This window comes from Pseudomonas sp. NFPP28 (genome assembly GCF_900115535.1).
GTDB classification, from domain to species: domain Bacteria; phylum Pseudomonadota; class Gammaproteobacteria; order Pseudomonadales; family Pseudomonadaceae; genus Aquipseudomonas; species Aquipseudomonas extremorientalis.
In genome coordinates this window covers 201,830-221,557 of sequence record NZ_FOWT01000006.1, presented here as the reverse complement: position 1 = coordinate 221,557, position 19,728 = coordinate 201,830, and the positions used below count along the sequence as shown (strand labels likewise).

Below are 19,728 nucleotides of genomic sequence, written 5' to 3'. Positions count from 1 at the left end.
TCTCAACGCAAGGTAATCATTATCGGCAAAGGTTGCCAAGCAGGTTTTGTTCGACCGTGTTACCAGGCCACGCCGAAGCCCGCGGTGTAGCGGGTCTTGCTCAGGCTGCTGTCGGAGTCGCCACTGATCACGTCGCGCTCGGCCTTGAGGTTGAGAGAGGCCCACTCGGTGACTTTGTAGCGCAGGCCCATTTCCGCATCCAGCGAGTACTCAGCAGGACCGTCGATAGGCTTGCCCACTTCACCATTGGTAAAGAATTCAACGGTCTTGCCCACCAGGTAGCGGTTGTAGTTCCACTTCATGGCCAGGGAATAGAAGTTGTCCTTGCCGCCGTCGGCGTATTCATAGTCGGTGCGGTTGACCAGCGAGCCCAGGGAGAACGCCCCCAGCTCATCGTCCCAGAACTGGTAGCCAGGGCCGGTACCGACGGTGCGCTGGCGCGAGAGGTCTTCAACCTTGTCACGCTTGTAGGTCAAGCGCCCCTGCCAGAACCAGTGTTCGGTCAGGAAGCGGTCGAGATCGTATTCCAGGGCCCAGTTGTCGGTGGTGGTGACATCGTCCTGGAATTCGCGGTTGTACTCGCCCTGTCCGGTATGGCGCCATTGACCATGGCGTGCGGTGGTCTTGAAATCGATGTCGTAATCGTTGGTGTCTTTGTCGGCGCGTTTGTAGTCCAGCGCCATGTCCACATTGCCCTTCCACACCAGGTCTTCGATCACAGGCTTGGGCTTGATGATCTGCTGGATGCTTGCCAAGTCCACCGTCTTGGGCGCTTCACCGTTGGCTAACACCACCTTGCCATCCTCCGCTGCTTTCAGGGATTTGGCTTTCTCGCCGGTGTAGGCGTCCTGCTTGACCAGCAACTCCTGGTCGCTCTCCAGGGTTTTCACCTGCTTCCAGTCCACGGGGATGGCACCGGCGTAATCAGTCTGGATCAGCAATTTGCCGCCATCAAAGACTTTGATCTTGCCAGTCAGACGGTCACCGTTCTTCAACCAGACGGTGTCGGCCAGCAAGGGCGTGGAGGCGCTGAAAACAGCAAGGCACAGCAGGGTTCTGGACAACATAAGCGGGTATGGGGCTCAAGGTTGGCGAAAAGGAGGCATTATCGTGTTAGATAGCTAGGACTGACTCAAGTATCGAGGTCGAGTTCAATGCTCATCGCGATGTTTACCGACGTTTCTTACAAATATGCCGACGATTTAAACGGATAGCCGCTCAATGAATCAACCTGCCGAGTCGCCGCAAAGCCCCGCCGAGATGCGTCGTACCGCGCTGTACCTGACCCTGGCGCAAGTGCCCGAAGGCTGCGTGGTGAGTTACGGCGAGCTGGCTCACCTGGCGGGCCTTGGCCGTGCCGCACGCTGGGTGGGCCGTACGTTGAGCCAACTGCCAGAAGACACCCGGCTGCCCTGGCACCGCGTACTGGGTGCCGGTGGTCGGATAAGCCTGCCGGTGGGCAGTGCCTCGGGTGACGAACAACGGGCGCGTTTGCGCGATGAAGGCGTCACGGTCCGCAACAATCGCGTGGATATTCAGCGCCATGGCTGGCGCCCGGTAGAGCACAGCGGTTAGAGTGCGCGCTTTGTTTCCGCAAATCTGAGGCAGACTCCAGCCCATGCCCCGTAAAACCTGGCGCGCCGCGCTCGCTGCCTATGCCAGCCCTTCGACGTTAGTCCTGTTGTTGCTCGGCTTTGCCGCCGGCCTGCCTTACATGTTGGTGTTCTCGACGCTTTCAGTGTGGTTGCGCGAGGCCGGTGTGGCACGCGAGACCATCGGCTATGCGAGCCTGATCGGTTTGGCGTATGCCTTTAAATGGGTCTGGTCGCCGCTGCTCGACCAATGGCGCCTGCCGCTGCTCGGTAAACTCGGACGCCGCCGTTCCTGGCTGGTGCTGGCCCAGTCGCTGGTGATCCTCGGATTGATCGGCATGGGCTTCTGCGACCCGCAGAAACACTTGTCCTGGCTGATCGCTATCGCCGTCATCGTGGCTTTCGCCTCCGCCACCCAGGACATCGCGGTCGACGCCTACCGTCTGGAAATCGCCGACGACAGCCGCCAGGCTGCGCTGGCCGCCAGCTACATGTCCGGTTATCGCATCGCCGCGCTGCTGGCCACCGCAGGCGCACTGTTCTTTGCCGAAGGGTTCGGTTCCACCGGTTTCAACTACAAGCACTCGGCCTGGACCGGCACCTACGTACTGTTCGGCGTGCTGATGATTCCGGCGCTGCTGACCACGCTGTTCATGCGCGAACCTGATGTGCCACTGCGCACCCAGTTGCAGGCCGGGCGCTACAGCTTCGTACACCAACTGGCATCGGTGTTCGTGCTGATCGTGCTGCTGGTATCGGTACCAGCAATGTTTACCCAGTTGTTCAACACGGACTTCGGCAGCGTGATATTCCACGGCGTGAGCCTGTGGGATCTGCTGATGGAAGACCGCGCCTTCCTGCGCGCCATCCTCTATATAACCCTCACGTCGCTGTGCCTGTCGGCCATGGGTCGCCGGGGTCTGGCGCCGGTGCTGACACCGGTCAATGACTTCATCCTGCGTTACCGCTGGCAGGCGTTGCTGTTGTTGGGACTGATCGCCACCTATCGCATGTCCGACACCGTGATGGGCGTGATGGCCAACGTGTTCTACATCGACCAGGGCTTCACCAAGGACCAGATCGCCGGGGTCAGCAAGATCTTCGGCCTGATCATGACCCTGCTGGGTGCAGGCATGGGCGGCCTGCTGATTGTGCGCTTCGGTATCCTGCCGATCCTGTTCATCGGCGGTGTGGCGTCGGCCGGCACCAACCTGCTGTTCGTGATGCTCGCCGACATGGGCCCGGACCTGCAGATGCTGATCTTCACCATTTCCCTGGATAACTTCAGCTCAGGGCTGGCGACCTCGGCGTTTGTGGCGTACCTGTCGAGCCTGACCAACCTCAAGTTCTCCGCCACCCAATATGCCCTGCTCAGCTCGATCATGCTGTTGCTGCCACGCCTGATCGGCGGGTATTCGGGGGTAATGGTGGAGAAGTTCGGGTATCACAATTTCTTCATGATCACCTGCCTGCTGGGCGTGCCGACGCTGTTCCTGATCGCGTTGCACTGGTTCCAGGAAAATCGGCGGGCGCGGTTGAGTCCGCCGCAAGAAGACTGACAATGTGGGAGGGGCTTGCCCCGATAGCAGGTCGTCAGGCGCTTATGTGTTACTGATCCACCGCTATCGGGGGCAAGCCCCCTCCCACATACCCCTCTGCATTCTGATGCCTGTACTCCAGCAGCCGGCGCCCGTACAATCCCAAGTCATTTCAAGTCCAAGCAACCGACAACGGCCTACCATGCGTACCAGTCAATATTTGCTCGCCACACAGAAAGAAACGCCTTCAGACGCGGTCGTGATCAGCCATCAGCTGATGCTGCGCGCCGGCATGATCCGCAAACTGGCCTCCGGCCTGTACACCTGGCTGCCCATGGGCTTGAAGGTGATGCGCAAGGTCGAAGCCATCGTTCGTGAAGAAATGAACGCCGCCGGCTCTCTGGAAGTGTTGATGCCGAGCACCCAACCGGCTGAACTGTGGCAGGAATCCGGGCGCTGGGAAGAGTACGGCCCGGAGTTGCTGCGCTTCAAGGATCGCCATGGCCGCGATTTCTGCGCCGGCCCGACCCACGAAGAAGTGATCACCGACCTGATGCGCAACGAGCTGAGCAGCTACAAGCAGCTGCCGCTGAACCTGTATCAGATCCAGACCAAGTTCCGTGACGAAATCCGCCCACGCTTCGGCTTGATGCGCGGTCGCGAATTCATCATGAAGGACGCCTATTCGTTCCACGCTGACCAGGCGTCCTTGCAGGTCACCTACGACCGCATGCACCAGGCCTACTGCAACGTGTTCACGCGCCTGGGCCTGAAGTTCCGCCCGGTTGAAGCCGACAATGGCTCCATCGGCGGCGCCGGCTCCCACGAATTCCACGTGCTGGCCGAATCCGGCGAAGACGACATCGTGTTCAGCAACGGTTCCGACTACGCGGCGAACATCGAGAAAGCCGAAGCCGTGCCACGGGAAACGTCCCGCCCGGCGCCGACCGAAGAACTGCGCCTGGTGGACACGCCGGATACCAAGACCATCGCGGCCCTGGTGGAGAAATTCAATCTGCCGATTGAAAAGACCATCAAGACCCTGATCGTGCGCGCCGAGGAAGAAGGCAAGCTGATCGCCCTGGTGATCCGTGGCGACCACGAGCTCAACGAAATCAAGGCCGCCAACCAACCTGGCGTGGCCAGCCCGCTGGTCATGGCCACCGACGCCGAACTGCGCGACGCCATTGGCGCCGGTGCCGGTTCGCTCGGCCCGCTGAACCTGCCGCTGCCGATCATCATCGACCGTTCGGTCGAGCTGATGAGCGACTTCGGGATCGGCGCAAACATCGACGACAAGCACTACTTCGGCGTGAACTGGGAACGTGACCTGCCGGTGCCGACCGTGGCCGACCTGCGTAACGTCGTGGCCGGCGACCCTAGCCCGGACGGCAAGGGCACCCTGGAAATCAAGCGCGGCATCGAAGTCGGGCACATCTTCCAACTGGGCAACAAGTACAGCAAGGCAATGAAGTGCGAAGTGCTGGGCGAGAACGGCAAGCCGATCACCCTGGAGATGGGCTGCTACGGCATTGGCGTATCCCGCGTGGTTGCCGCTGCCATCGAGCAGAACAACGATGACAAAGGCATCATCTGGAGTGACGCCCTGGCGCCGTTCCAGGTCGCCCTGGTGCCGCTGCGTTATGAAACCGAGCAAGTGCGCGAAGCCACCGACAAGCTGTATGCCGAATTGACGGCTGCTGGTTTTGAAGTGCTGCTGGATGACCGGGACAAGAAAACCAGCCCGGGCATCAAGTTCGCCGACATGGAACTGATTGGCATCCCGCACCGGATCGTGGTCAGTGACCGCGGCCTGGCCGATGGCAATCTGGAATACAAGAGCCGGACCGAAGCCGAAGCCCAACCGTTGCCGGTGGCTGACGTGCTGTCTTTCCTCCAGGCGCGTATTCGTCGCTGAAAACCAGATCAAGAGAAGTCATGTTCAAGCGAAACACCAGAGCCCTGGGGGGCGCCGCCTTGTGCGGCGCCCTGCTGGTCAGCGGCTGCGCCAACCAGATGTCGCAACGCAGTGAGCACGAGGAGCGGGTCGAGCGTAAGTTACTCGACCACAGCCTGCAGATCGATGTCGGCGAGCCCAAAGTGCTGGAGCTGCCGCAACGCCGGGTTCGCATTCACGAGCAGAAGACCTTCGAGGTCACCGAGTACGAAGTCACCCGTCGTTACGACCGCTATACCCCTTACCAGCCCTGGCGCAAGCTCTACGAGATGCCCTTGGGTGCAGTCGCCCTGGTGGCGGGCGCGGGCGCCAACGTGGCGAATATCTTCGCCCTCGGCCACCTGCCGACCAGCATGACCCATGACTGGCTGATCTATGGCGTGGACGGCCTCAACCCGTTCATGAACGTGCAATCCCACGGCCGTGCGCAACAGAACCTGGCGGGTATCGATGAAGTCCAGCGCGACAAGCGCGTGGAGTATTCGAGCCTGCCCTGGAGCGAACGCCCGGTGCAGGTCACCGCCGGCAAGCAGACCCATGAGCTGACCACCGACCGCAACGGCGTCCTGCGCCTGAACCTGTTGGACAGCCCATTTGCCGAGCAGGACCTGAACCGCGTCACGACCTTGAAGATCAGTGTGGAAGACGGCCAGGACGATGTGCATTCGGACTCGACCCTGGCGATCAGCAACACCCTGCGCGGCAAGTTGCTGGAAGCCCACGGCCTGATCTACGACGACCTGGAAGACGACGAAGTCAGCCAGTGGGTGCACCGGGTCAAGCGCTTGTCGGAACTGGGCCTGGAAGAAGAAGCCAGCGAACTGGAACAGAGCCTGATCGAACTGACCCGCAATGATCCCGAGTTGCAGCAAGAGTTTCTGCAGGCGCTGACCAAGGATGCGGGGCGGCTAGTCGCAGATCCTGGAGCACGCTGAGCCCCTCAAATTGTTGGCGGTCAAATGTGGGAGAGGGCTTGCCCCCGATTGCAGCGGGTCAGCTATAGATAGGCTGGCTGATCCACTGCTATCGGGGGCAAGCCCCCCTCCCACAATTTGCTCCCCATTTTTACCAGGAGAATTCGAGCTGCTCGTTGCCGTTACTCAGATCCAGCAAGCGCACCCCAATCCCCAGCAACCGCACCGGTTTCCCTCCCCGGTTGAACGCCTGCGTCAGCAACTGTTGATAACTCTCCAGGTCCCGCCCTGCCCCCGCCTGCTCCAATGTGGTCTGGGTAAAGTCATGAAACTTCACCTTCACGAACGGCTTGCCGGCCCGGTAACTGCTGTCGATGCGCGCCATGCGCCCGGCCAGGGTTTCCATCAGTTCGGGGAGTTTGGCCAGGCAGCTTGAGAGATCCGGCAGGTCGACATCGTAGGTATTTTCCACACTGATCGATTGCCGACGACTGTCGTTCTGCACCACACGATCATCGATCCCACGCGCCAGGCTCCACAGCCGCTCGCCAAAACTGCCGAATTCGCGCACCAGCGCCAGTTTGTTCCACTCGCGCAGTTGCAGGCAGTCTTCAATGCCCAGGCGTGCCAGTTTATCGGCCGTGACCTTGCCCACACCGTGCAACTTGCTGACCCGCAACTGCGAGACAAAGTCTTCGACCTGGTCCGGGGTAATCACAAACAGGCCGTTGGGCTTCTTCCAGTCGCTGGCGATCTTGGCCAGGAACTTGTTCGGCGCCACGCCTGCGGACACGGTGATGTGCAGTTGGTTGGAGACACGGCGACGAATGTCCTGGGCGATGCGCGTGGCACTTCCGCCAAAGTGCGGGCTGTCGGACACGTCCAGGTAAGCCTCATCCAGCGACAGCGGTTCGATCAGGTCGGTGTAGTCGCGAAAGATCGTCTGGATTTCCTTCGAGGCTTCCTTATAGGCATCCATGCGCGGCTTGACGATGGTCAGGTCCGGGCACAGCTTCAAGGCATGCCGCGAGGACATGGCCGAGCGCACGCCATAGGCGCGTGCCTCGTAGTTGCAGGTGGCGATCACCCCGCGCCGGTCCGCCGAGCCGCCCACCGCCAGCGGTTTTTGCGCCAGGCTCGGGTCATCGCGCATCTCGATGGCGGCGTAGAAGCAATCACAGTCGACGTGGATGATTTTGCGCTGCGTCATATAAACGGGGTGTTTACCTACGGGTGGCCAGTATCGCACTCACACCTGTATATAGCACCAGTAGTTTGAATCTTCCGCCTAAGCGGTAGGAAAATTCCAGGATGAATTTATTTTCTCAATCGGATTTACCCTTCCGATAGAGCTGAAAGCCTCGGCCAGACTGGGCCCGAGGGGTATCAAGGGGCTTTTATAGAGAGCTAAGCGATTGAACCACAAGCGCTTTTCTTTAATTCACAGGTTGACACACCGGCGTTCCTCTGTAGAATGCCGACACACAGACGCGGGATGGAGCAGTCTGGTAGCTCGTCGGGCTCATAACCCGAAGGTCGTCGGTTCAAATCCGGCTCCCGCAACCAAACATCAAGAAAGGCTACTCGAAAGAGTGGCCTTTTTTGTGCGTGCCTGTTTTGTTATGTACGAAAATTGTAAGACAAAAAAATCTTTGCCATCGCGCACTTACGGTGCATGGCCAGCATTCAGAGGCCAATTCACACTTATTTGACCCATCGGCCCGATAACGGTTGACACCTCGGCGTTGGACTGTAGAATGCCGCCCACAGACGCGGGATGGAGCAGTCTGGTAGCTCGTCGGGCTCATAACCCGAAGGTCGTCGGTTCAAATCCGGCTCCCGCAACCAAACATCAAGAAAGGCTACTCGAAAGAGTGGCCTTTTTTGTATCCGGTGAAAAAGTTCTTCTGAAACAATGGCATGGCATCTTTCATGAAACCGCGCGCGGTTTGTAGAGTCCATCTCATTGCAAGCTATGCTCAATGCTCAAGCGCTGCCCTCTACGACCAATGGCCGCAGTCGCCGCCCCCGGCGATACGCGTTAATATTTGTAATTATTTTGTCCATAGGGATTGGTAACTTGGCTGGATACCTCCATCCTGTCGCGCACAATCCACGAGGTGATTGATGCGCGCCAACTCGTCTGAAACACAAGACACTGTCACAGCAGAACAACCGATCACACCCACCCGCTTGCGTTGGCTGGATCTGGTGAGCAAGTATCGGCAGCCTATCGGGCTGGCCGTCACCTTATTGCTGTTTGCCATCGCCCTGATCGCCTGCCGCCACCTGCTGCTGGAGCTGGACCTCTACGCGCTCCACGACTCGATCCTGGAAGTGCCCAAGCCAGCCCTGCTCGGTGCGTTTGCCGCAGCCGTTGCCGGTTTTGTCATTCTATTAGGCTATGAGTTCTCCGGCGCCCGCTATGCCGGCGTGAACCTGCCCGCCAAGACCCTGGCCCTCGGTGGTTTCACCGCCTTCGCGATTGGCAATGCCATTGGTCTGTCGATGCTTTCCGGCGGATCGGTGCGCTACCGTTTATATGCACGCCATGGCATCGGCGCGTCCGAAGTCGCCCATATGACCGTGTTCGCCAGCCTGGCGCTGGGCACTGCCCTGCCGCCACTGGCAGCATTGGCAACACTGAGCAACCTGCCCGCCGCATCAACCTACCTGCATTTGCCGCAGGCAGTGCTGGGCGGTATTGCCGGCGCGGTGCTGCTGTTGTCGGCGGTGTTGTGCATCGGCATTTATCGCCGTCGCCTGCCGGAGCAACCCTACCCGGACAACCTGTTGGTAAAAGCCGGCCGCCGCACCTTGCGCCTGCCGGGCCGTCGCCTGACCTTCCTGCAACTGATCATTACCGCACTGGACGTTGCCGCTGCCGCTACCGTCCTTTATATGCTGCTGCCGGAGGCGCCGCCCTTCGGCCCCTTCCTGCTCGTGTACCTGCTGGCGCTGGCCGCCGGTGTACTCAGCCATGTACCGGGTGGTGTGGGTGTATTCGAAGCGATCCTGCTGGCGGCGTTCGCCGACAAACTGGGCGCCGCGCCACTGGCCGCCGCCCTGCTGCTGTACCGCATGATCTACGTGGTGCTGCCTCTGCTGATCGCCTGCGTGTTCCTGCTGGTCAACGAAGCGCAGCGCCTGTTCCAGACCCAGCAAAGCCTGCGGGTCGCCTCGGGGCTGGCGGCGCCAGTGCTGGCCGTCCTGGTTTTTTTGTCCGGCGTGGTCCTGCTGTTCTCTGGCGCCACGCCCGAAATCGACTCACGCCTGGAAAACATCGGCTTCCTGATTCCCCACCGCCTGATTGACGCCTCGCACTTTGGCGCCAGCCTGATCGGCGTGTTGTGCCTGTTGTTGGCCCAGGGCCTGCGTCGACGCCTGTCGGCCGCCTGGATGCTGACCATGGTGCTGCTGCTGGTGGGCGCCCTGCTCTCGCTGCTCAAAGGCTTCGACTGGGAAGAAGCCAGCCTGATGACCATGACCGCGATCCTGCTGGCGATCTTCCGACGCTCGTTCTATCGCGCCAGCCGCCTCACCGAGCTGCCCTTCTCGCCGCTGTACCTGGTGGCCAGTGTCTGCGTACTCGGGGCGTCGATCTGGCTGCTGCTGTTTGCGTACCAGGATGTCCCGTACAGCCATCAGCTGTGGTGGCAGTTCACCCTGGACGCCAACGCCCCTCGTGGCTTGCGCTCGCTGCTGGGCGCCGCCGTGTTGCTGGTGATCGTGTCCCTGACCTGGCTGCTGCGTACTGCGCGCCCGGTGATCCATCTGCCGACACCCGATGAACTGGAGCGTGCCAGCAAGATCCTGATGGCCTCTTCCCAGCCTGACGGCGGCCTGGCGCTCACTGGCGACAAGGCGCTGCTGTTCCACCCCAATGATGAAGCTTTCCTCATGTACGCCCGTCGCGGCCGCAGCCTGGTAGCCTTGTACGACCCGATTGGCCCCACCCAGCCACGGGCCGAGATGATCTGGCAGTTCCGAGACCTATGCGACATCCACCACGCCCGCCCGGTGTTCTACCAGGTGCGTGCGGAGAACCTGCCGTACTACATGGACATCGGCCTCACCGCGATCAAACTGGGCGAAGAAGCCCGTGTCGACCTCAAACGCTTTGACCTGGAAGCCAAGGGCAAAGAGATGAAGGACCTGCGTTACACCTGGAACCGTGGCTCGCGGGACGGCCTGTCCCTGGAGATCTGCGAACCGGGCACGGCGCCGATGGACGAACTCAAGGTGATCTCCGATGCCTGGCTGACCGGCAAGAACGTACGGGAAAAAGGCTTTTCCCTGGGACGCTTCAGCGACGACTACCTCAAGCACTTTCGCATCGCGATCATTCGCTTCGAAGGGCGCCCGGTGGCCTTCGCCAACCTGCTCGAGACCTACAACCATGACCTGGCCAGTCTCGACCTGATGCGCGCCCACCCAGACGCGCCCAAGCTGACCATGGAATTCATGATGGTCGGCCTGATTCAACATTATAAGAGTCACGGCTATGCCCGCTTCAGCCTCGGCATGGTGCCGTTGTCGGGCCTGCAACCACGACGCGGCGCCCCGTTGACCCAACGCCTGGGCTCGATGGTGTTCCGCCGTGGCGAGCAACTGTATAACTTCCAAGGTTTGCGCCGCTTCAAAGACAAGTTCCAGCCTGACTGGGAACCCCGTTACATGGCCGTGCCCGCAGGACTTGATCCGCTGGTGGCACTGGCCGATACCGCCGCCCTGATCGCGGGCGGCTTGACTGGATTGGTGAAACGCTGATGATTCGACGCTCCTGGCGGTATGTATTGGCCTTTGTAGTGCTGCTCGCCCTGGTCCTGGGTGGCGGCTATTGGTACTGGAACCGCCCTGCCCCTCAGCCGGTGCTGGAGCAACTGCCCCAGGCCGACGGTTCGGTCATGACCCGGGTGACCCCCAACGGCACGCCGAAAGCCCGCGTGGCCGTGGCCGTAATGGCCGATGAAACCCTGACCGACAGCCAGTTGATTGCCCTGAGCCAAGGCGGCAAGGCGCAGATTGTCCAGGTGGTCCTGCCCAAGGATGACTGCAAGCTGCAGGAACAAGCGCTGCAAGGCGCCCTGGCCCAGCTCAAGGGCCCGGCGACACTGGTCAGCGGCATCGGCCCTGGCGCTGCCCTCGCCTGGCGCTGGCTGGCCACCCAGAACGACGACAACGCCAACGCCATCTCCGTCGGCTTCGCCCTGGTGCAGGAAGGCTGCAAGGACCCACTGCCGAAGACAGCCGCCCACGGCAACTGGCTGGTGGCCTGGAACGACAACCCTGACGATGAAAGCGCCAGTTTCGTACGCGACACACCGCGCGCCACCACCAGCATCAGCGACTACGACATTCATTACCCGCAAGTGCTGAACAACGAGCTGCGCAAGCAACTGGTGGGCTCGGACAATGGCGGCCTGGCAATACCGGTGGTTGAAGTACCGGCCGGCCAGGCCAAGGACACTGTCACCCTATTCCTGTCCGGCGACGGCGGCTGGCGCGACCTCGACCGTGACGTGGCCGGTGAAATGGCCAAGATCGGTTATCCGGTGGTGGGCATCGACACCCTACGCTACTACTGGCAGCACAAGACCCCGGAACAAAGCGCCAAGGACCTCACCGAGCTGATGCAGCACTACCGTCAGAAGTGGGGCACCAAGCGCTTCGTACTGACCGGCTATTCGTTCGGTGCCGATGTACTGCCGGCCATCTACAACCGCCTGCCGGAAAACGAGCAGCAGCGTGTGGACGCAATCATCCTGCTGGCATTCGCACGCACTGGCAGCTTCGAGATTGAAGTCGAAGGCTGGCTGGGCAACGCGGGCAAAGAAGCGGCCACAGGCCCGGAAATGGCCAAACTGCCGGCTGACAAAGTGGTGTGCATCTACGGCGCCGAAGAAGTCGACGAGAGTGGCTGCACGGACAAGACGGCTGTAGGTGAAGCCATCAAGTTGCCAGGCGGGCATCACTTCGATGAGAACTACCCGGCGCTGGCCAAGCGGTTGGTGGATATCATCGTCAAACACCAAACCAAAACCGAATAAGCCCGAGCCTTACACAAATCAAAATGTGGGAGGGGGGTTGCCCCCTCCCACATTGGTTTTGTGGTGTTGGTGAGATCTAACGCGGCTCGATGTGCGCAATCATCAACTGCACGGTTTCATTCCCGCGAAACTCGTTCACATCCAGCTTGTAGGCCAATTCCACCCAACGCACCGTCGGGTTCGGCCAGACCTCACGGTCCACGCCAAACGCAATGCCATCCAGCTTCACCGACCCGCACTCGCTCTTGAGCACGACCTTCAGGTGCCGCTCCCCCACAACGCGCTGCTCCACCAACTGAAACACGCCATGGAACAACGGCTCAGGGAAGTGCTGCCCCCACGGCCCGGCATGCCGTAGCGCACGGGCCAGTTCCAGGTGAAACTCTTCCACTGCCAGGGTGCCATCAGACAGCAGGCGCCCGGTCAGGTCTTCTTCGCGCAGTTGCCGACGCACTTCGGCATCGAAGGCTTCGGCGAACAGCGGGAAGTTTTCCTCGGGCAATGTCAGCCCTGCCGCCATGGCGTGACCGCCGTACTTGCTGATCAGGTTCGGATGCTGGCTGGCGACCACCGCCAGGGCATCACGGATATGAAAACCCTGCACAGAGCGCCCAGAGCCCTTGAGCAAACCGTCGCCAGCGTCGGCGAAGGCAATGGTTGGGCGGAAATAGCGCTCTTTCATGCGCGACGCCAGAATCCCGATCACACCTTGGTGCCATTCCGGGTCGAACAGGCACAAACCGTAGGGCATCGACTCCACCGGCAAGTCCTTGAGCTGGGCCAGGGCTTCGCGCTGCATGCCTTGCTCGATGGATTTGCGGTCCTGGTTCATGCCGTCCAGTTGCGCGGCCATTTCACGGGCCGCGGCCACGTCGGTGGTGAGCAGGCACTCGATGCCCAGGCTCATGTCGTCCAAGCGTCCGGCTGCGTTCAAACGCGGCCCGAGGATAAACCCCAGGTCGGTGGAGGTGATACGCGCGGCATCGCGCTTGGCCACTTCCAGGATCGCCTTGATCCCCGGCCGTGCACGACCGGCGCGGATACGTTCCAGCCCCTGATGCACCAGGATGCGGTTGTTGGCGTCCAGGGGCACCACGTCGGCGACGCTGCCCAGGGCGACCAGGTCGAGCAGTTCGCCGATATTCGGTTGTGGCTTGTTCTCGTACCAACCCAAGCTGCGCAGGCGCGCACGCAACGCCATCAACACGTAGAAGATCACCCCCACGCCGGCCAGCGCCTTGCTGGGGAACTCACAGCCGGGCTGGTTCGGGTTGACGATAGCGTCCGCCGCCGGCAACTCGTCGCCGGGCAAGTGGTGGTCGGTCACCAGCACCTGCAAACCCGCCGCCTTCGCCGCCGCCACGCCTTCGACGCTGGAGATGCCGTTGTCCACGGTAATCAGCAACTGCGGCTCGCGCTGCAGGGCCACCGCGACGATTTCCGGGGTCAGGCCATAGCCGTATTCGAAACGGTTGGGCACCAGGTAATCGACATGGGCCGCACCGAGCAGGCGCAGGCCCAAGGTGCCCACGGTGCTGGCGGTGGCGCCGTCGGCGTCGAAGTCACCGACAATGAGGATGCGCTGGCGTTGCTCCAACGCCGTCACCAACAGGTCCACCGCCGCGTCGATGCCCTTGAGCTGCTGATAGGGAATCAACCGCGCCAGGCTTTTATCCAGCTCGGCCTCGGATTGCACGCCGCGCGCAGCATAGAGGCGGGTCAACAGCGGTGGCAATTCACCGAGAAACGGCAGGACGGCAGGCAACGGGCGGGGATCGATACGCATGGGGTGACGAAAACTTCTCTTCTGATACGGAAATAAAACAGGTGACCGGCGGCGACTCAATCAACCGCGTTCGCCGACCAACCACTGCAACTGCACTTCGTGCTGGCCGCGGTCGTCGGTGACGAAGATCGTGCCTTCGCTGATCATTACATCCCACTTGATCACGCGGGGCATGTCTTTGGCCAGAGTCTCCAGGACTTCCTGCGGCACAGCGGCGATGTGTACGTTTTTCAGGTTGTTTGCCACCGGCACCACCTTGCCTTCCCACACACGCAGGCTGCCATAGGCCAGCAGGCTGGTGCGTTCGGTACGGCGCGAGCACCAAGTGAGGCGGTCGGCATCGGGCTGGCCGACTTCGATCCAGTGCAAAACCCGATCATCCAGGCTTTTTTCCCACAGGGCTGGTTCGTCGACATCTGACAGGCCACGCCCGAACGACAACTGCTCGTTGTACCAGAGTGCGTAGGCCAGCAGACGCACGGTCATGCGCTCTTCGGTTTCCGACGGGTGGCGGGCGATGGTCTGTTTGACGCTCTCATACACCGAGCGGTCGAGGTCGGTGAGGTTGAGTTCGAATTTGTAGGTCGTGGACGGCTGGGCCATGAACGGGCTTCTAGAGACAGGGAAAGGCGGCCAGTCTAACCGATGACGAGGCCAATCAACGAATCCTGCGCTGCCCTGGGCTGCTCGCCTATGTTAAAAGGCATCACACCATCGCACTGCGCAGACAAGGATCCTCATGTCGTTCAATGCCAAACCACTTGCCGGCCTGAAAGTCATCGAACTCGGCACCCTGATCGCCGGCCCGTTCGCCTCACGAATCTGCGCGGAGTTCGGCGCCGAGGTGATCAAGGTCGAATCGCCGGACGGCGGCGACCCGCTGCGCAAATGGCGCAAGCTGTACGAGGGCACGTCGCTGTGGTGGTTCGTGCAGGCGCGCAACAAGCAGTCGCTGACGCTGAACCTCAAGCACCCGGACGGCCTGGCCATTCTCAAACAACTGTTGGCGGACGCCGACATCCTGATCGAAAACTTCCGCCCCGGCGTGCTGGAAAAGCTCGGCCTGAGTTGGGAGACCCTGCACGCGCTGAATCCAAAGCTGGTGATGGTACGTCTCTCCGGCTTCGGCCAGACCGGACCGATGAAAGACCAACCCGGGTTTGGTGCAGTCGGCGAGTCCATGGGCGGCCTGCGCTACATCACCGGTTTCGAAGACCGCCCGCCGGTGCGCACCGGCATTTCCATTGGCGATTCGATTGCCGCATTGTGGGCAGTGATCGGCGCGCTGATGGCGCTGCGTCATCGCGAGGTCAACGGTGGCTTGGGCCAGGTGGTGGATGTGGCATTGTACGAAGCCATCTTCGCCATGATGGAAAGCATGATCCCCGAGTTCGACGTGTTCGGCTTTATTCGCGAACGCACCGGCAACATCATGCCCGGCATTACGCCCTCCTCCATCCACACCAGCGCCGACGGCAAGCATGTACAGATCGGCGCCAACGGTGATGCGATCTTCAAGCGTTTCATGTCGGCCATTGGCCGTGAGGACTTGGCCAACGATCCGGTGCTGGCCAGCAACGACGGGCGTGATAGCCGCCGTGACGAGCTGTATGGAGTGATAGATCGCTGGGTGAATTCGCTGCCGCTGGACCAGGTGGTCGACCTGTTGAACAAAGCCGAGGTGCCTGCCAGCCGGATCTACAGCGCCGAGGACATGTTGGGCGACCCGCAATTCCTCGCCAGGGAGATGTTCCTCAAGGCCCGGCTTCCCGGCGGCAAGGAATTCAAGATGCCGGGCATCGTGCCCAAGCTGTCGGACACGCCGGGCAGTTGCGAATGGGTGGGGCCGCAACTGGGTGAACATAACAGCGTAGTGCTCGCTGGCCTGGGCTACGACGCGGCCGCCATTGTGCGCTTGCGCGAGGAAGGCGCGATCTGATGTCCCATTCCGCCAGGCTTTGGCACCAGATGCCCTGTGCCAGATGACTTGCCTGACAAATCGCAGGCAAAAAGAAACCCCAAAGCGTGGGGAGACACTTTGGGGTTAAACGTGGCCTACAAAGACCAGTACAGCAAGGCACAAACACCGGAGCACAATGTTTGCTCTTGCTGTTACAAAGTCTGACCGGCCGCACTGTAGGAAGTTTCCACAGTTAAACAATTCTTCATGCGGCGGTGGCGTTGCGAGTCAGGGCTGCGTTGCGCAAGGCCGCGATGACCGAAGGCTCCAGACGTCCTTCGGCAATTTTGATGTCACGCAGCAGGCAGTCCACCACATCCACCAGTACGCGCTTGTCCATCAATTGGGCGCGGTCGACGTCACGCTCGACCACGATGGCGCCAGCAGGATTCTTCACGGTTACCAGGCACTCGTCCTGCACACCAGAGGTGGTCAGCGTAACCTGATAAGGGCTCAGTGCTTCTTCGAGCAATAGGCTGATACTTTCCATCTCGATCACCACTCAATAGTTCGGGAACAATCGTTTCAACGGGAGCTGCATCTATCCTAAGTGACTGTTTGTGACGTAGGAAAGTTCGCTTTTTCGTCTTTATGGGGCCGTCAGGGGGTGACGGATTCCAGCATGCGCTTGCAACATGACAACCTAAAAACGACGGCACATAACTGCTTACGCACTGGCAAGTCGTTTTGGGTTTTGCCCAAGGGTCAGATCAGAGGTGGATCCTTTACTCGGTGAGCGCTGGTGACGCTGCCAAGCAGATAAAAGCGCATGTCAGAAGGCCCTTACTGTGAAGGATGAAGACGATGCTGGAACACGACAAAGAGCAAGCTGCGCTAGAGAAGATTCACGCCGACATATCACGCATTTATGCGGAGCAACGCAAACTCGCTGCCGAGACCCACAAGATAACCCGTGAGAATTTCTGGTATCCATTGGGTGTCGTCATAGCCATGTTTACGGCGTTCAGCGCTGTCTTGGCCATCGTGCAGAAACTACTCACGTAGCCGCGCATACCAAGCGGGGCCTGCCATAAACGAAAAACGCCGCTGCCCCAGGGAAGGGCAAGCGGCGTTTTTGTCTACGCGGTGTGCCTTACAACGGCTTACCCCGGTTGCCATGCTGGCTCACAAACGCCTGCACGGCCGTCAGGTCATTAGCCAACACCGTGCAACGCTCTTCACGCTCGAACAGGTCGGCCAGGTGCACTGGCAACTCCAGCGCTTTGCCAACACCGGCCTTCTCCACCGCTTCCGGGAATTTGACCGGGTGGGCAGTGCCCAGGATGACCATCGGGATATCCAGGCTGCGACGGCATTCACGGGCGGCCCTCACACCGATGGCGGTGTGCGGGTCGAGCAGCTCGCCGGACTGGGCATAGACGTCTGCAATGGTTTCGCAGGTCTGCGCGTCGTCCACGGCCAGGGAGTCGAACAGCTTGCGGGTTTCGGTCCAGCGCTCTTCATCCACACTGAAACCGCCGCCGCGCTTGAAGGTGTCCATCAAGCCAGCAATCGCCGCACCGTTGCGGCCGTGCATGTCGAACAGCAGGCGTTCGAAGTTGGACGAGACCATGATGTCCATGGACGGCGACAGGGTCGCGTGCAGGGTTTCCTTGACGTACTGGTTGCCGCTCATGAAGCGGTGCAGGATGTCGTTGCGGTTGGTAGCGACGATCAACTGGTTGATCGGCAGGCCCATGTTGCGCGCCAGGTAACCGGCGAAAATGTCGCCGAAGTTGCCGGTCGGCACCGAGAAAGACACTGAACGTGCAGGGCCGCCCAACTGCAGCGAGGCGTGGAAGTAGTAGACGATCTGGGCCATGATCCGCGCCCAGTTGATCGAGTTCACCGCCACCAGGCGCGTGCCTTTCAGGAAGCTCTGGTCGGCGAAGCTGTTCTTGACCATTTCCTGGCAGTCATCGAAGTTGCCTTCGATGGCGATGTTATGGATGTTCTCGCCAAAGATGGTGGTCATCTGGCGGCGCTGCACTTCCGACACGCGCTTGTGCGGGTGCAGGATGAAGATGTCGACATTTTCGCAGTGCTTGCAGCCTTCGATGGCCGCCGAACCGGTATCACCGGAGGTGGCGCCGATGATCACCACGCGCTCGCCGCGCTTCTCCAGCACATAATCCAGCAGACGACCCAGCAGTTGAAGGGCGAAGTCCTTGAACGCCAGGGTCGGGCCGTGGAACAACTCCAGGACCCATTCGTTGCCGTTCAGTTGGCGCAGCGGTGCAATGGCGTTGTGGGAAAACACGCCGTAGGTTTCTTCCAGGATCTTCTTGAAATCGGCGTCCGGAATGCTGCCGGTGACGAACGGGCGCATCACGCGGAACGCCAGTTCGTGGTATGGCAGGCCAGCCCAGGATGCGATTTCCTCTTGGGTGAAACGTGGCAGGTTTTCCGGCACGTACAGGCCGCCGTCCGTGGCAAGGCCTGCCAGCAGGACGTCTTCGAAATTCAGGGCCGGTGCCTGGCCGCGGGTGCTGATATAACGCATGACTGGCTCCTCTAGAGCATTCTTGAACAAGGGCCGCCGAACTTGCGGGGCCCTTGCCGCAAAACCATTAGTTCAGGTGTTCGACGCGGATCCGCACCACCGGCCCGACCACGCCTTGCAGGGCTTCCAGGGCGGCGATGGCATCGTTGATATGCTGTTCGAGCACGCGATGGGTGAGCAAGATCATCGGCACCTGGCCGTTTTGCTCCTCGACTTCCTTCTGCATGATCGACTCGATGTTGATACCGCGCTCAGACAGGATGCTCGCCACCTGGGCCAGTACGCCCGGGTGATCCTGGGCCTGGATGCGCAGGTAGTAGGCGCTTTCGCAGGCTTCGATCGGCAGGATCGGGTGGGCCGACAGCGAATCCGGCTGGAAGGCCAGGTGCGGCACACGGTTTTCCGGGTCGCTGGTCATGGCGCGGACCACGTCCACCAGGTCGGCGATCACCGACGAAGCGGTGGGTTCCATGCCGGCACCGGCGCCGTAGAACAGGGTCGAACCGGCCGCATCACCGTTGACCATTACGGCGTTCATCACGCCATTGACGTTGGCGATCAGGCGGTCGGCCGGGATCAGCGTCGGGTGTACCCGCAGTTCGATACCGGCCGGGGTGCTGCGCGCCACGCCCAGGTGCTTGATGCGGTAACCCAGGGCTTCGGCGTAGTTCACATCGGCGGTGGTCAGCTTGGTGATGCCTTCGGTGTAGGCCTTGTCGAACTGCAGCGGAATACCAAAGGCGATGGACGCCAGGATGGTCAGCTTGTGCGCGGCGTCGATACCTTCCACGTCGAAGGTCGGGTCGGCTTCGGCGTAACCCAGGGCCTGGGCTTCGGCGAGGACGTCTTCGAAGGTCCGGCCCTTCTCGCGCATTTCGGTGAGGATGAAGTTGCCGGTGCCGTTGATGATGCCGGCCACCCAGTTGATACGGTTCGCGGACAGGCCTTCACGGATCGCCTTGATCACCGGAATGCCACCAGCCACCGCAGCCTCGAACGCCACGATCACGCCCTTCTCACGGGCCTTGGCGAAGATTTCGTTGCCGTGCACCGCGATCAGTGCCTTGTTGGCAGTGACCACATGCTTGCCGTTTTCGATGGCCTTGAGCACCAACTCGCGGGCCACGGTATACCCGCCCACCAGTTCGATCACGATATCGATTTCAGGGTTGGTGGCAACGGCGAAGACATCGTTGGTCATCGCAATACCGGTCGTTTCGAACTGAGGCTTTGGCGAACGCGTGGCAATTTGTGCCACTTCAATCCCACGCCCTGCACGGCGGGAAATCTCTTCAGCGTTACGCTGAAGTACGTTGAAGGTGCCGCCACCGACGGTCCCTAACCCACAGATGCCTACTTTGACCGGTTTCACTGAAGAACTCCCCATGAAACGGCCGACACGAGGTCGGCCGTGGAAAACAGCCGCAC

The 19,728-nt window shown here is 60.8% G+C and carries 15 protein-coding genes and 2 tRNA genes; 10 read left to right on the top strand and 7 right to left on the bottom strand.

The window, feature by feature from the left end:
- Positions 1-59: 59 nt before the first annotated feature.
- Positions 60-1,067 carry a DUF481 domain-containing protein gene (locus tag BM110_RS17455; protein WP_071489298.1) on the bottom strand — a complete coding sequence of 336 codons (1,008 nt, stop codon included), beginning with the start codon at positions 1,065-1,067 and terminating at the stop codon, positions 60-62.
- Between the two features lie 154 nt (positions 1,068-1,221).
- On the opposite strand from BM110_RS17455, the gene BM110_RS17450 reads away from it, so the two are divergent.
- From BM110_RS17450 to BM110_RS17435, 4 genes are all read left to right on the top strand, one after another.
- Positions 1,222-1,575: an MGMT family protein gene (locus BM110_RS17450; RefSeq protein ID WP_058423311.1), complete on the top strand. Its 354-nt coding sequence runs from the start codon at positions 1,222-1,224 to the stop codon at positions 1,573-1,575.
- A gap of 43 nt (positions 1,576-1,618) precedes the next feature.
- The gene (locus BM110_RS17445) at positions 1,619-3,151 is read left to right on the top strand and encodes an AmpG family muropeptide MFS transporter (protein ID WP_093513894.1); all 1,533 of its coding nucleotides are present in this window, start codon (positions 1,619-1,621) and stop codon (positions 3,149-3,151) included.
- A 181-nt stretch (positions 3,152-3,332) separates the two neighbouring features.
- A complete protein-coding gene (locus BM110_RS17440; protein WP_092246764.1) occupies positions 3,333-5,048 on the top strand; it encodes a proline--tRNA ligase in 1,716 nt (571 codons plus the stop codon).
- 20 nt (positions 5,049-5,068) lie between these two features.
- Entirely contained in the window at positions 5,069-6,022 is a 954-nt protein-coding gene (locus tag BM110_RS17435; RefSeq protein WP_093125085.1) for a hypothetical protein, read from the top strand.
- A gap of 130 nt (positions 6,023-6,152) precedes the next feature.
- Here the strand turns inward: BM110_RS17435 and dinB are convergent, their stop codons facing one another.
- A complete protein-coding gene (gene dinB / locus BM110_RS17430; protein ID WP_064054577.1) occupies positions 6,153-7,211 on the bottom strand; it encodes a DNA polymerase IV in 1,059 nt (352 codons plus the stop codon).
- Between the two features lie 279 nt (positions 7,212-7,490).
- Between dinB and BM110_RS17425 the strand changes: the two genes are divergently transcribed.
- The 4 genes from BM110_RS17425 (at position 7,491) to BM110_RS17410 (ending at position 12,051) form a co-directional block, all read left to right on the top strand.
- Positions 7,491-7,567 (top strand) — tRNA-Met (locus BM110_RS17425).
- A 205-nt stretch (positions 7,568-7,772) separates the two neighbouring features.
- A tRNA-Met gene (locus BM110_RS17420) sits at positions 7,773-7,849 on the top strand.
- A 279-nt stretch (positions 7,850-8,128) separates the two neighbouring features.
- Positions 8,129-10,771 carry a bifunctional lysylphosphatidylglycerol flippase/synthetase MprF gene (gene mprF / locus BM110_RS17415; protein ID WP_071489293.1) on the top strand — a complete coding sequence of 881 codons (2,643 nt, stop codon included), beginning with the start codon at positions 8,129-8,131 and terminating at the stop codon, positions 10,769-10,771.
- The gene (locus BM110_RS17410) at positions 10,771-12,051 is read left to right on the top strand and encodes a virulence factor family protein (RefSeq protein ID WP_093513893.1); all 1,281 of its coding nucleotides are present in this window, start codon (positions 10,771-10,773) and stop codon (positions 12,049-12,051) included. Before mprF ends, BM110_RS17410 begins: the two co-directional genes overlap by 1 nt.
- Before the next feature lie 76 nt (positions 12,052-12,127).
- Here BM110_RS17410 and recJ read toward each other — a convergent pair whose 3' ends face one another.
- Both recJ and BM110_RS17400 read right to left on the bottom strand, forming a co-directional pair.
- Positions 12,128-13,837 (bottom strand): single-stranded-DNA-specific exonuclease RecJ, encoded by a 1,710-nt coding sequence (gene recJ, locus BM110_RS17405; protein ID WP_071489291.1) that lies wholly within the window; start codon positions 13,835-13,837, stop codon positions 12,128-12,130.
- 60 nt (positions 13,838-13,897) lie between these two features.
- The gene (locus tag BM110_RS17400) at positions 13,898-14,440 is read right to left on the bottom strand and encodes a YaeQ family protein (RefSeq protein WP_032858231.1); all 543 of its coding nucleotides are present in this window, start codon (positions 14,438-14,440) and stop codon (positions 13,898-13,900) included.
- Between the two features lie 136 nt (positions 14,441-14,576).
- Here BM110_RS17400 and BM110_RS17395 point away from each other — a divergent pair, with 136 nt between their 5' ends.
- Positions 14,577-15,776, top strand: a complete 1,200-nt coding sequence (locus BM110_RS17395; protein WP_093513892.1) for a CaiB/BaiF CoA transferase family protein — start codon at positions 14,577-14,579, stop codon at positions 15,774-15,776.
- 226 nt (positions 15,777-16,002) lie between these two features.
- Here BM110_RS17395 and BM110_RS17390 read toward each other — a convergent pair whose 3' ends face one another.
- On the bottom strand, positions 16,003-16,287 hold the full coding sequence (locus BM110_RS17390) for a DUF3509 domain-containing protein (protein ID WP_071489289.1): 285 nt from the start codon (positions 16,285-16,287) through the stop codon (positions 16,003-16,005).
- A 314-nt stretch (positions 16,288-16,601) separates the two neighbouring features.
- On the opposite strand from BM110_RS17390, the gene BM110_RS17385 reads away from it, so the two are divergent.
- Positions 16,602-16,802: a hypothetical protein gene (locus BM110_RS17385; RefSeq protein ID WP_093513891.1), complete on the top strand. Its 201-nt coding sequence runs from the start codon at positions 16,602-16,604 to the stop codon at positions 16,800-16,802.
- An 88-nt stretch (positions 16,803-16,890) separates the two neighbouring features.
- Here the strand turns inward: BM110_RS17385 and thrC are convergent, their stop codons facing one another.
- The gene (thrC, locus tag BM110_RS17380) at positions 16,891-18,300 is read right to left on the bottom strand and encodes a threonine synthase (protein WP_092246747.1); all 1,410 of its coding nucleotides are present in this window, start codon (positions 18,298-18,300) and stop codon (positions 16,891-16,893) included.
- Positions 18,301-18,367: 67 nt separating this feature from the next.
- Complete coding sequence (locus BM110_RS17375; RefSeq protein WP_071489287.1) at positions 18,368-19,672, bottom strand: homoserine dehydrogenase; 1,305 nt, start codon at positions 19,670-19,672, stop codon at positions 18,368-18,370.
- Positions 19,673-19,728 lie beyond the last annotated feature (56 nt).